At 66.7% G+C, this 14,403-nt stretch carries 8 protein-coding genes; 4 read left to right on the forward strand and 4 right to left on the reverse strand.

The annotated features are described in order from the left end of the window. Positions 1-14 precede the first annotated feature (14 nt). Both pbpC and F0185_RS31070 read right to left on the reverse strand, forming a co-directional pair. A complete protein-coding gene (gene pbpC, locus F0185_RS31065; protein ID WP_167232061.1) occupies positions 15-2,102 on the reverse strand; it encodes a penicillin-binding protein 1C in 2,088 nt (695 codons plus the stop codon). Then, entirely contained in the window at positions 2,102-7,732 is a 5,631-nt protein-coding gene (locus F0185_RS31070) for an alpha-2-macroglobulin family protein (RefSeq protein WP_167232064.1), read from the reverse strand. Before F0185_RS31070 ends, pbpC begins: the two co-directional genes overlap by 1 nt. Before the next feature lie 240 nt (positions 7,733-7,972). On the opposite strand from F0185_RS31070, the gene F0185_RS31075 reads away from it, so the two are divergent. The 4 genes from F0185_RS31075 to F0185_RS31090 all read left to right on the forward strand — a co-directional run bounded on the left by F0185_RS31075 (position 7,973) and on the right by F0185_RS31090 (position 11,903). Continuing rightward, positions 7,973-9,379, forward strand: a complete 1,407-nt coding sequence (locus tag F0185_RS31075; RefSeq protein ID WP_167232067.1) for an L-cystine transporter — start codon at positions 7,973-7,975, stop codon at positions 9,377-9,379. 106 nt (positions 9,380-9,485) lie between these two features. Further along, positions 9,486-10,250: a histidine phosphatase family protein gene (locus tag F0185_RS31080; RefSeq protein ID WP_167232070.1), complete on the forward strand. Its 765-nt coding sequence runs from the start codon at positions 9,486-9,488 to the stop codon at positions 10,248-10,250. A gap of 13 nt (positions 10,251-10,263) precedes the next feature. Continuing rightward, entirely contained in the window at positions 10,264-11,205 is a 942-nt protein-coding gene (locus F0185_RS31085; protein ID WP_229477283.1) for an NAD(P)H-hydrate dehydratase, read from the forward strand. 287 nt (positions 11,206-11,492) lie between these two features. Then, complete coding sequence (locus F0185_RS31090) at positions 11,493-11,903, forward strand: hypothetical protein (RefSeq protein ID WP_167232073.1); 411 nt, start codon at positions 11,493-11,495, stop codon at positions 11,901-11,903. Here the strand turns inward: F0185_RS31090 and F0185_RS31095 are convergent. Continuing rightward, the gene (locus F0185_RS31095; RefSeq protein WP_167232076.1) at positions 11,900-12,094 is read right to left on the reverse strand and encodes a hypothetical protein; all 195 of its coding nucleotides are present in this window, start codon (positions 12,092-12,094) and stop codon (positions 11,900-11,902) included. The two genes, F0185_RS31090 and F0185_RS31095, sit on opposite strands and share 4 nt — an antisense overlap. A 121-nt stretch (positions 12,095-12,215) precedes the next feature. Continuing rightward, positions 12,216-14,312, reverse strand: coding sequence for a hypothetical protein (locus tag F0185_RS31100; protein ID WP_167232079.1), 2,097 nt, complete (start codon positions 14,310-14,312; stop codon positions 12,216-12,218). Positions 14,313-14,403: the final 91 nt, after the last annotated feature.

Below are 14,403 nucleotides of genomic sequence, written 5' to 3' on the forward strand. Positions count from 1 at the left end.
GTTGTATTAAGGCACTAATTTGCCTTGCTGCCGCGCACGCTGAAGCGGGTCGCCGCGACCACCTTGTCGCCGGCGTCGACCAGCGCCAGTTCGTGCTCGCCGGCGACCGGTTGCCAGGCGTGGCTGGCCGCGCCCGCGCCCAGCGCCACCCCGTCGAGGCGCCAGGAAAGACCCTGCGCGCCCTGGGCGCGGAACACCACCCGCTCGCGGCCGGCCGGAATATCGGGGTCGAGCGCGATCACGCCGTCCGGGCCAGGATACAGGATGGCCGCGCGGCGCTTCTCCGTGCCCAGCAAGGTCACCTGCGCGCTCTCGGTGCCGCGCACGAACCATTCGCGGCGCGGCGCTTCCAGGGCCGGCTGGTAGCTGACCGTTTGCTGCACCAGCCCTGGCGGCGCGGCCGGGGCGCGGCTGGGCAGCGCGCGGTGCAGGCGCTCCATCACGTCGCGCCAGACCGGCGCGGCGCCGGTCACGCCCGACACATCCCACATCGGACTGCCGTCGAAATTGCCGACCCAGACCGCCACCGTGTATTTTTCTGAATAGCCGACGCACCAGTTGTCGCGCATGTCCTTGCTGGTGCCGGTCTTGACCGCGCTCCAGAACGCGGTGGCCAGTTCGTTGCGCAGTCCGAAGGTGAGGCTGCGCGCGGCCCGGTCCGACAAGATGTCGCCGACGATGAAGGCCGTCTTCGCATCGAGCACGCGGCTCTTCGCCTGCGCGGCGCGCGGCTGCAAGGTGACGCTGCCACGCAGGCCGCCGTTGGCCAGCGTGCGGTAGGCGTTGGCCAGCTCCAGCAGCGAAACGTCGCCCGAGCCGAGCGCCAGCGAATAGCCGTAAAACGCGGCCGGCTCGGACAGGCTGTCCATGCCGAGCGCGCGCAGGCGCGCATGAAAGCGCTCCAGGCCCGTCAACTGCAGCATGCGCACCGCCGGCACGTTGAGCGAACTGGCCAGGCTGGTGCGGGTACTGACCCAGCCCTTGAACTGGCGATCGTAATTCTGCGGCACGTAGGGACCGGCGGCGGTGGCGATCTCCAACGGCGAATCGTCCTGCGGCGAGGCGGCCGTGATCCAGCCGCGCTCCATCGCCAGCTGGTACAGGAACGGTTTCAGGGTGGAGCCGGCCTGGCGCAGCGCCAGCACGCCATCGACTTCGCTGGCGCCGCCGTTGGCGACGTAGGCGACGATCTCGCCGCTGTCGTTATCGATGGCCACCAGCGCGCCCTGGGTCACGTTGCGCTCGCGCAGGGCTGCCAGGTGGGCGTGCAAGGTGTCGACGGCGTCGCGCTGGATGCCCGCGTCGAGCGTGCTGCGCACCTGGCGCGCGCTGCCTTTGAGCAAGCGCTGGGCCACGTGCGGCGCCTGCGTTGGCGCGGCGGCGGCGGCCGGCCGGCTCAAGGCGGCCGCCACGTCCCACTCGATGCCGGCGCACTTGGCCGCCGGGTTGATCTCCCTGGCCAGTGCGCAGGCGCGCTGCGCCACCACGCGCGGCGCCGCCGACGGCGCGCGCAGCAGGCTGGCCAGGATCGCCGATTCGGCCTGGTTCAATCCCGACGGCGCCTTGCCGAACAGGCCCTGCGAGGCCGCGCCGATGCCTTGCAGCTCGCCGCGAAACGGTACCAGGTTCAGGTAGGCCTCCATGATCTGGGCCTTGCTCCAGCCGGCTTCGAGTTCGCGCGCGGCGCTGGCCTGGTCCCATTTCTGGCCCCAGCTGCGCCCGCCCGCGCCGGCGCGCAGGCGCTCGTCGACCAGCGCCGCGAGCTGCATGGTGATGGTCGAGGCGCCGCGCGCGCGGGTGCGCAGCAGGTTGTCCCAGGCGGCCTTGCCGAGCGCGCCCACGTCCACGCCGTCGTGCTGCATGAAGCGCCGGTCTTCGGCCCGCACCAGCGCCAGGCGCATGGCCGGCGAAATGTCGGCCAGCCCCACCCATTGGGCGCGCCGCACCGCCATGTCGATCCGCAGCGAATCGATCGGCACGCCGTGGCGGTCGAGCAGTTGCGCGTCCGACGCGCGGTAAGCCGCCCTGACCTGTTCGGGCGTGGGCACGGCGTGCGCCGGCGCGGCCAACGCCAGCACAAGCGCCGCGGCAAGGCGGCGCATCAGCGCCCCACTTCCAGCGCCGCATTCGGCAGCTCGCCCGACAACTCGGGGCTGTACAGCGCTTCGACGCGGGTTGGCGGAAGGTTGAAGCGGCCCTGGTTATTCAGGCGCACGGTGTAGTCGATGCGCCATTTGCCTTTGGGGACGAAGTCGTAATACGCGCGGAAGGCTTCGAACGTGCGCTCCTCGAATACCGGCCGCAAGCCGCCGCCCTGGCCTTCGGCGCCGGGCAAGGTGATGGCGTCGCGCCCCAAGCCGTTGCCGAGCAAGGTGGCGCTGGCCGGAATCGGATCGTCCAGCGCGACCCAGGTCATGTCGGTTTGCGCTTCCAGGTCGAGCCGCACGCGATACGTATCGCCGCGCGACCACGCGCCCTTGACCTTCTGTTCGATCGGCGTGATGGTCTTGACGATCTTGTAGCCGTTCGACAGCGGCGCCTTGAGTTCGAGCGCGGCCAGGCTTTGCACGATGGCCCACGGCTTGCCGCCACCGTTGTGCGAGAGGACCAGGTCTTGCTGGCCCACGCCCCACGGATGGTTGATCACCGAGACGCCGCGCGCATTCCAGTTGGTTTCCTTGACCGTGTTGCCAAGACCCGCGCTGCTGCTGCCGGTGACCGCCTCGCGTTCGAACTTGCGCGAGAATTTGTCCAGCGCCAGCACGCCCCAGGCGTTGGCCAGGGTCGAGCCCCAGCGCCCTTTTTGCTGGCGGCCCAGCGTGCCGCGCGCCAGGCGCCCCATGTCTTCCTGCCAGGCGGCGTCGTCGATCACGGCCAGCAGCAGGCGGTTGGCGTTGGTGTCGGGCGAGGCCATGAGCCACCACCAGTTGTCGTTCGCCTCGGTGGAAAACGACAGGCCCGCGCCCTGCAGGTTCAGGCGCGCGCGCAGCACTTGCCGCACCTGCGCCAGTTGGGTGTCGCGCTGCGCCAGCGCCGGGCTGCGTTGCAGGATCAAGTACCAGTCGATGACGGCCGATGTGGGCCACAGGTTCGGCTCGATCGTGAACGATTCGAGCAGTTCCGGCGCCACCGGGCGCGTGCGCGACAGCGCTTCCAGCGCGGCGATCTTGCGCACCGCCGTGTCGACCCGGGCCACGCGCGCCGGGCGCGTGAGCTTGCCTTCGACGAACTGGCGCAAGCCGCCCTCCATGCGCTCTTTCAGTGCGGGGGCGAGCGGGAAGCCGGCTTCGGCGCTGACCGACAGCAGGTAGGCGGTCAGGCTGTCGCTGCCCTGGACCTGGGTCGGGTAGTACTTGAGCAAGCCATCGGCGTCGATCTGCGCCGGCAGGGATGCCGCCAGCTTGTCCCACAGGGCCGCGTCGCGCAGGGCCACGGCGCGCGACGCATCCTGCTCGACGCCGCGGTACTGGTAGGCGCTCATGTAATCGCGCACGCCGGGCAGGCTTTCGCCAAGACGGGCGACCAGGGTGGCGCGCACCCCGCCCTGCCCCGCCAGGGCGCCGGCCGGGGCCTGCACCTTGATCGTTTGCGGCTGTTCGATGCGCACCAGGGTCGACTGCACGGTACGTACCGGCACCGCCGGCAGCACCTTCTGGCTGATGCGCAGCTTGTCGCTGGCGCCGGCGCTGCGCGCGTCGATGGTCCATGCGAGCGCGCTGGCGCCGGCCGGCACCTGCACATCCCAGCCGGCTTCCTGCGCTTGCCCCGGCGCCAGGGCCAGGCTCTGGCGCGCCAGCACCTTGGGCGCGCCGCCGTCGGCCGCCACGCTGGCGCCGAAATCGACCGTGAGCGCGGCGTCGGTGGTGTTACGCAGGGTGAAGCCGGCGCGCAGGCGGTCGCCTTCGCGCACCAACGCGGGCAAGCCCGGCAGCACGATCAGGTCCTGGCTGCTGCGGATTTCGGTTTCGCCGGTGCCGAACATGCCGCTGCCGCCGCTGGCCACGGCCACGATGTGAAACGACGTGAGCGTGTCGTTGAGCGCAACCGGCACGCGCGCTTCGCCTTTGGCGTCGAGCACGATGCGCGCCTTCCAGAACAGCAGCGTATCGAACAGTTCGCGGCTGCCCTGGCCACCGCCGCCGCCATGCGGCGCCGCCTTGCGCCCGAAGTGGCGCTTGCCGATCACCTGCATCTGCGCGGTCGCGGTGTTTACCTGCAGCGCGCGTTCCTGCATCATGGCGCTCAACAGGCGCCAGCTCCGGTTCGGCATCAGTTCCAAGAGGCCGGCATCGACCGCCGCCAGCGCCACTTCGGTGCCGGCCGGCGCCGGCGAGCCGTCGGCGCGCGTGACTTTCACGGTCACGCTGGCGTTCTCGCGCACCTTGTAATCCTGTTTGTCGGTGCTGACCTTGACCTTCAATTCATGCGCGCTCCAGCCTACCTGCACCGGCGCGATGCCCAGTTTGTAGGAAGGCTTACCCAGGTCGACCATGGCGGTCGGCTGCACCCCGGCCACGCGCCCGCGCACCACCAGCGCCGACACAAACGCGTTGGGCGCGTATTTGCCGAGCATGGGGATCGTAAATGTCGGCTCCTTGCCGTCCAAGCGGCGTACATAGGTGTCGAGAATGCCTTCGCGTTCGACCGTGATCAGCGCGGTGGCGTCGCGGAACGGGCTGCGCACCTGGAAGGTGGCGTCCTGGCCCGGCTCGTAGCGCTTGGCCGACGGCAGCAGGTCGATGCGGTCGTTGTCGCCGGCCTGGAACCACCAGTCGCCGGCGCCGGCCACCCAGATGTCGCGCTGGGTGACGGCGACGCGCCGCTGGCTGTCGACGGCGCGCGCGCGCAGGATCAGGTTGCCATCCGCCGGGGTCCTGAGCTCGCAGCGCAGCAAGCCTTTGGCGTCGCTGCGACCCTGGCAGGCGGTGCCCACGCGCTTGACTTCGCTGCTGTTTTCATACGCGTAAAAGCCGCCGATCAGGCGCCGCCGGTGCGTGTAGCTGGTGCGCTGGAACAGGTCGACATCGACCGCCACATCGGGCGCCGGCTTGCCGCCCACGCCCAGCACCACCACCTCGATGCTGGCGCGGTCGTTGGCGCCGACCGAGTCGTCGGCCTTGATGCCGACCACGTACGACGATGGCCACAGGGCGATGCGGGTCGAGCTCGACAGCGTTTCGCCGTTGGCGTCCTGGTACGACAGTTCGGCCACCAGGTCGCGCGCCCGCTCGCCCGTTGGCAACTGGTCGAGGTGCACGCGCGCGCCGCCGGCCTTGTCGAGCACCAGCGCGCGGGTGCGCACGTCGGTCACGGCCGGGGCGTTTTCGTCATCCTCGCTGTACTCGTCGTCGTCGAAGCGCGCGTCGTCCTGCACGCCTTCGCGCACGTCGCCCGCGCCCAGGGTGTAGTGCTCGTAGCCCGGAAAGTACAGTACCTTTTCTTCGGTCAGGGTGCGCAGCTTGACCGGCGCCTTGCCGGCCACGCCGCCGGCCAGGTAGCCGAGCTGCAGGTCCAGGTCGAACGCGGTGGCGCCGACCAGCGGCGCGGACGGGCCGTTCAGCAGCGCCTTCATGGTCGGCACGCGGAACTGCTCGACGCGGAAGGTGCCGGAAAACTGGCCCACGATCTTGATGCTGTACTCGCCAAGCTTGGCGCCGGCGGGAATGACCCAGTCGTTTTCGGCGCTGCCGCTGGCGTTCCAGCGCAAGGGCAGCTCGTAGGACGTGCCGCTGCCCTGGTGCAAAACGGTGATGGTGCGGGCCTTGGCCTCGGCGCCGGTGGTGTCGAACTCGAGGCCGCGGCTGCCGCTGCGGCGCAGGAAGTGCTTCATGTGCACCGTTTCACCGACGCGCAGCAAGGTGCGGTCGAACACGGTGGCGACGATGCTGGTGTTGCCGCCGGGACTGAACGGCAGGTGGAAGCGCCACGGTTCGATCCCGTTATCCCAGTCCGACAAGGTGAAGGTGTAATCGCCCCCGCTGCGGGCGCTGACGAACATGCTGCCGGGACCCTGGCGGCAGTCGCCGCTCGCCAGCGCCTTGTCGATGCGGGCCACGCCGGCGTTGTCGGTCACGCCCTGCCACAGCAGCTTGCCGGCGCAGTCGCGCACCGCCACCGCCGCCCTGGGCACGGGACGGCCCTTGTCGAGCGAGGTGACCCACACCAGCGAGGAATCGGCGCCATGCTTGAAATGGGCCGCCATGTTGGTCACCAGCGCGGCAGCGCTGACGTAGGCCTTTACCTTTTTGTCGAACAGGGCCACGCCCAGTTTGGGGCTGTCGAATTCGACCACGTAAAAGCCGGCCTTGGGCAGCGGGATGCCGATCACTTCGAACGGGCGTCCGGCAGCCGGCGCGGGCAAGGTGAACGGGTCCGGCTTGCCGCTCTTGAGGCCCGCGAAGACGGATTTTTGATGTTCGTTGCCGGCGTCGCCGTTCAGGCGCTTGAGCCAGTCCATGACGTCGAGGTCCTGGCGTTCGCCCTGCACGTCCACGCGCAGCATGGCGCCGGCGCTGCGCAGCTTGCCCGACAGCTTCGTTTCCACATTGCGTACCGTGACCGGCAACAGGCGCTCGGTGCGCGCTTCGATGATGCCGAATTTGGCCGGGAACTTGATCAGCGGCGGCAGCACATCCATCTTGATCGTCATCGGGAACTCGTGCTGGTTGACCAGCGCCCGCCCATCTTCGTTCTTGAGCCCAGGCGGCAGCGCCAGCTTCAGGACGCTCTTTTCAGGAAAGGGACCGTTGAAGTAGAGATTGCTCACCGGGGCCGCGCGCGCGCCGCCGCTGTCACGGTAGGGTGCATACAGCTTGCCGCCGGCGTCGGTGAGGGTGATCTTTTCGGCCTGCTCGTGCGGGACCGGGGCGTTGAAGGACAGGCGCAGCGGCCGCAGCGGCACGCACGGGCCGCCGGCGGTCAGGTAGTCGCAGCTGAAGCTGGCGGAAAAATCGGCCCCGGTGGTAAACGCCAGCGCCTGGTCGGCGCCAGAGGCCACGCCCCCCATGCCTTCGATGCCGGCGCCCCACACCAGCGAGACGGCCGCGCCCGGCGGCAGCTTGCGCTGGCACTGCACCAGCGCCAGCGGCAGCGACGGGTCATCCTTGGCCTTGCCCTTGGGCTGGGCGCCGCCACGCTTGACGTACTCCTTGAGGTAACGCTCGACGAAGCCGTGGCGCGCGGCCAGCACCTGCTCGCGTTCGGCCCCGGCCAGCACCCGCACGCCGATGCGCTCGTTGATGCCTTCCACCCCGCACCAGGCCTTGGCGGCGATGCTGGCCGGGCGCGCCGGGGCGTCGAGCCCGAGGATGAACACCTGCTGCTCGTCGACGGTGTCGCCGTTGCCCGGGGTGCTCTCGCGCACGCTCGGGCCGCCCGTATCGAACGCAAAGCGCGTCGTGCCGGCCAGCGGCTGGGCGGCCAGGTCGCGCAGTTCGGGCTTGAGGGTAAAGCTGCAGCGCACGCCCGGCGCCACGTCGCGCGCGAAGTCGTAGCTCCAGATGCGGGCGTCGAGCCAGCGCCCGCTGCCGTCCTGCGCGCAATCGACCGTGAACGGCTCGGCCATGCGGGCGTCGCCGAAGGCCACCATGGGGGCCGAAAAGCGCGCCGTGACCTGGCGCACGGCCTTGACCGTGCCGGTGGGCGTGAAGGCCTCGACCGTGGTCTGCGCCCGCGCGGCCAGCGCCAGGCAAGCCAGGGGAAGCAGACTCAAGAATTTGGACGGGGCGCGCATGGGTTCTCCAGGTAGGGCGGTGTTCCAGCTTGGGCCCGCGCGGTGCGGCGGGCTTGGCCGGAATCAAGGCAAGGCGGCGAGTGTTGCAAACATCCCGGACGCTGTCAATAACATTGATGTTTTGCTACGCCCGCTCACGGACGAGCCTGTGTGCAGTGCGGCAGGTTTATGGTTAGAATGATCCGTTCTATTGCCGCCGCACAGTCCCCTGCGCGCGCAGCGCCCACTCAAGAGGCCCGCATGACCCTGAATTTCCCCGTGATCCTGAACCTTGCCGTCGCCCTGGGCGTGTGCTTTCTCCTCTATAAGATGCAACAGGCGCATGCCTCGTTCACCAAGCGCGTATTTACCGGCCTGGGCGTGGGCGTGCTGCTGGGCGCGGCGTTCCAGCTGCTGTACGGCGCGTCCTCGCCCGTCATCACCGACACCAATGCCTACCTCGACATCGTCGGCACCGGTTACGTCAAGCTGTTGCAAATGATCGTGATGCCGCTGATTATGGTGTCGATCATCGCCGCCATCCTCAAGTTGCGCGACGCGTCCTCGCTGGGCAAGATCAGCGCGCTGACCATCGGCATCTTGATGGCCACCACCATGGTCGCGGCCGGGATCGGCATCCTGATGGCCAAGCTGTTCGGCCTGTCCGCCGTGGGGCTGACCGCCACCGCCGCCGAAGTGGCGCGCGGCGACTATTTGAAAGGACACCTGAACACGGCGCAGGCGATTTCGCTGCCAGGCATGATCATCAGCTTCATTCCGGCCAACCCCTTCCTCGACATGACCGGCGCGCGCAAGACCTCGACCATCGCGGTGGTGCTGTTTTCGATTTTCGTCGGGATTTCGGCGACCGGCATTGCGGCCAAGCAGCCCGAAATCTTCGACGCGTTCGAGCGCTTCATCAAGGTTGCGCACGCGATCATCATGCGCATGGTGACCCTGGTGCTGCGCCTGACCCCGTTCGGCGTGTTCGCGCTGATGACCCAGGTGGTGGCCGGCTCCAACCTGGAGAGCATCGTCAAGCTGCTCAGTTTTGTCACCGCCTCGTACAGCGCCCTGCTGCTGATGTTCTGCGTGCATTTGCTGCTGATCAGCGCGGCGGGCCTGAACGCGGCGCGCTACGTCAAGAAGATTTTCCCGGTGCTCGCCTTTGCCTTCACCTCGCGCACCAGCGCCGGCTCGATCCCGATGTCGGTGCAGACCCAGACCAGCCGCCTCGGCACGCCGGAAGGCATCGCCAACTTTGCCGCCTCGTTCGGCTCGACCATCGGCCAGAACGGCTGCGCCGGCATCTATCCGGCCATGCTGGCGGTGATGATCGCGCCGACCGTCGGGATCGACCCGATGACGTTCTCGTTCATCGCGCCGTTGATCGCGATCATTACGGTCGGCTCGGTCGGGGTGGCCGGCGTGGGCGGCGGCGCCACCTTCGCGGCCCTGATCGTGCTCTCGGCGATGGACTTGCCGGTGGCGCTGGCGGGTTTGCTCATTTCGATCGAGCCATTGATCGACATGGGCCGCACCGCGCTCAACGTGAGCGGCTCGATTACGGCCGGCACCGTCACCAGCCGCGTGCTCGGCCAGACCGACATGGCGGTATTTAACAGCGACGCCGCCGTGAACCTCGATGCCGATGAGAAAGCTGCGTAGAAAAAGCACGACAAAAAAGCACCACAAGCGCTTGTATCGTGCGCTGAGCTACCGTCGAATCCGTCTATGATGACGTCGTGTCAACATTTCAATGGCAGGCGAAACGATGGAACAAAAGTGGCCCCAACAGATCTGGCTGGTCAGGCACGGACAAAGCGCCGGTAACGTGGCGCGCGACGCCGCCGAGGCGGCGGCCGGCTTGCATATCGACATCGCCGAGCGCGATGTCGACGTGCCGCTCTCCGCGCTGGGCGCCGACCAGGCGCGCGCGCTGGCGAGCTGGTTCGCGGCCATGCCGGAACACGAGCGCCCGACCGTGGTGCTGCACTCGCCCTACGTGCGCGCGGCCGAGACCGCCCGCATCATCATGCAACAGCTCGCTCCCGACAGCCTGGTGGCGGTCCACGTGGACGAGCGCCTGCGCGAAAAGGAATTCGGCATCCTCGACCGCCTGACCGTGCTCGGCATCCAGCATCAATATCCGGAGCTGTACGAACAGCGCCAGCACGTCGGTAAATTCTACTTCCGCCCGCCCGGCGGCGAGAGCTGGTGCGACGTCATCTTGCGCCTGCGCAGCATCATCGACACCATCACCCGCGAGTTCTGCAAGGAGCGCGTGCTGATCGTCGGCCACCAGGTCACGGTCAATTGCTTCCGCTACCTGTTCGAACGGCTCGACGAAGCCGCGATCCTGGCGTTCGACCGCGCCGCCGACGTGCCGAACTGCTCGGTGACCTCGTACAGTTTCAATCCGCACGAAGGCAAGCACGGCAAGCTCGGCTTGCAACTGACTAACTTTGTCGCTCCCCTGGAAGCGGCAGGCACGCCGGTCACGGTTCAAAAAGATGTGCCCGCTGCTCCGAAAGCGTAGGCGCGCCGGTCCCATGGACATGCCGCTCGCCAGCACCCACATGATCACCATCGACAGCGCCGCCCTGCGCGCCTGGCCGCTGCCGATGCCGCCGGCCGAAGGCGACAAGGAGCGGCGCGGCCACGTGCTCATCGTGGGCGGCTCGTGCGAAATGCCGGGCGCCGTGATTCTGGCGGCCACGGCGGCCTTGCGCGCCGGCGCCGGCAAGCTCACCATCGCCACCGGCGCCAGCGTGGCCCAACTGGTGGCGCTGGCCATGCCGGAAGCGCGCGTGATCGGCCTGCGCGAGACGGCCGAGGGCGGCTTCGCACGCGACGCGCTGGACGTGCTCGACCCGCTGGCCGACAAGATCGACGCGGTGCTGATCGGTCCCGGCATGCAGGATGAAGCGGCCACGGCGGCGCTGGTGCGCGCCTTGCTGCCGCGCCTGGCCGGCACCAGCGTGGTGCTCGACGCCAACGCCATGGGCATCGTCACCAATCCCGACCAGGACGACGAGGACGGGCCGCCGTTCCGCTTCGCCGAGACGGTGATCCTGACCCCGCACGCGGGCGAAATGGCGCACCTCTCCGGGCGTGCGAAAGACGAGATCGTGGCCGATCCGGACGGCGCGGCGCGCGCGGCGGCGCAGGCGTGGAACGCGGTGGTGGCGCTGAAAGGGGCGCGCACCGTGATCAGCGCACCCGAGGGCGGGCCGTGGCAGCACGAAGGCGGCAATGTCGGGCTGGCCATTTCGGGCTCGGGCGACACCCTGGCCGGCATCATCGCCGGGCTGGCGGCGCGCGGCGCCACCCTGGCGCAAGCGACCTGCTGGGGCGTGGCCCTGCATGCCAGGGCCGGCGAACAGCTGGCCTTGCGCTTCGGCGTGCTGGGCTACCTGGCGCGCGAAATTCCGGCCGAAATTCCGGCCTTGATGGAGCAGGCAGCGCGTTCGTCGTCCGACGGAATGTCCTGACGCGGCGGGTGCGGCCGGTAGCAAAGTTTGATCCGTATCAAATTGCGCGGCCATGGAGGTCAATCTACGTCAGATGCGTAAATAAAGATGAACTGGCGCAGAAGTTGAAAGTCTAATTTTTTACAGTCGAATTCGCGCATCGGATAACGGGACCGCGTCGCCCACGGCGTCGGTTCCCTGATGGTCCTCACCGGACGGGGATGTATGTCCGGCGGGATCGACCTGGCGCCGTTGCCTGCGGCAAGTTGCCGGCAGCGGCACTCATTGACGTGACCGAGGAGTAAACAATGAAACCACTCACAACCGCACCAAAAATCATCTTGACCGCGGCGCTGCTGGCGTCGATGCTCGTTGCCTGCAAGCGCAATGACACCCCCGCCACGGGCACCGGCGACACCACCACGACCACCACGCCGGGCACCACCTCCGGGACCAGCGGCACCGGCGGCACGACCGGCACCGGCGGGACGGGCACCAGCGGCACCACGGGCGATACCGGCACGTCGGGCACGGGCACGAGCGGCACCGGAACATCGGGAACATCGGGAACATCGGGCACCGGCGGCACCTCGGGCACCTCGGGTACGTCAGGCACGAGCGGTACTTCAGGCACTTCCGGCACCGGTACCGGCACCAGCGGCACGTCCGGCACCGGCACCACCGACACGACTCCGCCGGCTGACAAGGACAAGCGCTAAGCGCTCACGGCGTCCGCGGACCAGCATGCCGCCGTTTCTGCCAAGCGCAAAAACGGCGGCGTCGCTACACTGAAAAATCGCGCCCGCCAGGCGAGCACGCCGGGCTCAGACGAACGCGCCACGGTGGCGAGCAGCGACAACACGGCCTCACGGTCGCTTGTCTTTGCATAGGCTTCGATATCACCTTGCATCAGTTGATCCTCGCTGGAGTCGCTTGCATCGAGCAAGCATTGTACGGTGCCTGTCGGGCGCCAGGAGCAATGCTGACACGCGCGATCCGCCCGCACGCATTCCCGGCACGGCGGCAAAGCATCAGAAACGCACGTTCAGCCTGCGCTTGTACACCTCAAGCCGGTTGCGCGCGCGCGTGACGAAGTGCTGGTAGAACAGCATTTCCGCGTAAAGTTCACCATACTGGCGGCCAGTCTTCGGATCGTCGAGCCGCGCACTTAAAAAATAGCCATCGCTGACCGGAAATTTGGTCCATCCGGGCGCCATCCGGCTTTCGTCCATGCTGTCACCGACCAAATAGCCGTAAAACCGCTTGATGCGGCCGCCGGACTTCGCCGCCAGCAAGCGCGCGTACTGCGCCAGGTCGTTGACGTGCTCCTGCAACTCGACCCCGGGTGCCTTGAATTCGATGATGATCGCTGCGCCTTCCTTGCTGAAGATGGCGATATCGGGCCGTTTCAGATGATGAACCTCATTATTGTGGCGGAAAAGTTTTTCAAGGCTCTCGTCGATATCTGCTTCGAACAGTTTTCCGCCATCCCAAAAAATCGACGACAAGGCTTTATCGGAGGCGATGTGATCGTAGTATTGATACTCTTCGCTGAGGATCCAGATATCGTGATCGACCGTATCGCCGCTATCCTTCCCTGTCGGGAAAAAGATATTGTGAATGATCTTTTCGTGATCGCGCCGTTTTCCCGGTGCATCCTGCTGGCATTCGAGCATGAGTTGCGTGGCGCGCTGCAGGATATCGAGCATGGCGGTGCGGCGCACCACCAGTTGCGACAGGTTCGCCATGTCCATTGTCTGCAGGCTGCTGGTGTAGCGCCATGACAGATCGGCGAGCACCTTGCGAAAGTCGCTGCTGCGGGGGTCCAGCTTGAGCAGTTCCTGCTTCATGTCGACCAGCTTCGAGGTGTCTTGCACGATCTCGTCCTGGAACCTGCGCAGCGTGCGCCTGGCGATATTTTCTTCAGTATCGCCGTAGTGGATCTTGATGTTGGCCTTCTCCAGCATGGCCCTGGAGATGCCGAACTTCTCTTGCGTCGAACTGATCAACGCCTCGCGGTCGAAATCGGGCGGCGTCAGGATGGCGTAGACCGCGTCTTCCAGCGACTCGATGATATCCTGCATTGAAAATGCTTCATCGAAGTCCCTGGCATGGCTGCACTCCCTGGGCAGGTCGAAGCCGTCGCGTTGCACGTTCACCTTTTGATCGAGCAAGTCACCCTCGACCAGCAGCAGTTCGATTTTGCCGTCGATCGGCCGGCGCCGGTCTGCCGACGACTTCAAAAAGTGTTTCGTCAACGAGATGGCAATGGCGGAGTTGGCGCAAAGGGCGACCTCGTGCTCGAGCGAGGGACTGCTGGCCTGGTCCAGAGAATAGCGCGTCAATCTTAGCTCGCCGGCGGCGATATCGCCGCGGTGGCCGCAGCTCAAGCGGATCGGCAGTACCTGCACGGCGGTGGGCAGATGCTCCGATGTGATCAACTCTTCAGCGCGACTGGCGCCGGCCACATCGGCAATGACCACCGTGAAATTGCCGATGATTTTCTTCAGCACGATGAACCGCTGCAAGAACGAGGTGTTCAGGACATCATGCAAGGTGCGTGCGGAAAAGTCGGCGCGCAAGGTAGCCGGGTCGAACACGCCGGCAAACGTTCGTTTCGCCATCCCCTTGAGCGTGACGCAGGTGCCGATATCGCCCGGGTCCACTTGTGTGAGGAAATCGTTTTCCGTGATTTCACGCGTCTCGGCACGCGCCCTGAGCGTACGCCGCCAGCGGCTGCCGCCGGCATCGAACACACTGTCGATAGCAAGCTGCGAGAAGTAATGAAAAAACTGGATCCGGCCCGCGCCCTTGCATTTGCCGATGCCCTGGATCTGCAGATAATCCTTGTAGGTCGTATCCTTGGTGACGAAAGCCTTGACTTGTTCTTCGCCGAAGCCTGCCCCGTTATCCTTGCACCAGACCACGATCTGCTCGTCCGCATCGGCAAACAGCGATCCGTTGACGAACTCCACACCGATTTCGATTCGTAGCGGCGGCGCCTGCGGATCCGCACTGCGTCGTATCAGATACGAGTCGATTGCGTTGGATAACAGTTCCTCGAAGACGACGTAGCGTTTATGGCTGACGGAAGTATTCTTCAGGCCGCCTTTGATGTCTAGCGTCATGGGAAATCATCGTGTCGATGGATCAGTGACACAGTATGGGTCCGATTCGATTCGATTGCAACGCACATCCAACAAAGCCGAAGGCGCATCG

The organism is Massilia rubra, assembly GCF_011682065.1.
Lineage (GTDB): Bacteria > Pseudomonadota > Gammaproteobacteria > Burkholderiales > Burkholderiaceae_D > Telluria_A > Telluria_A rubra.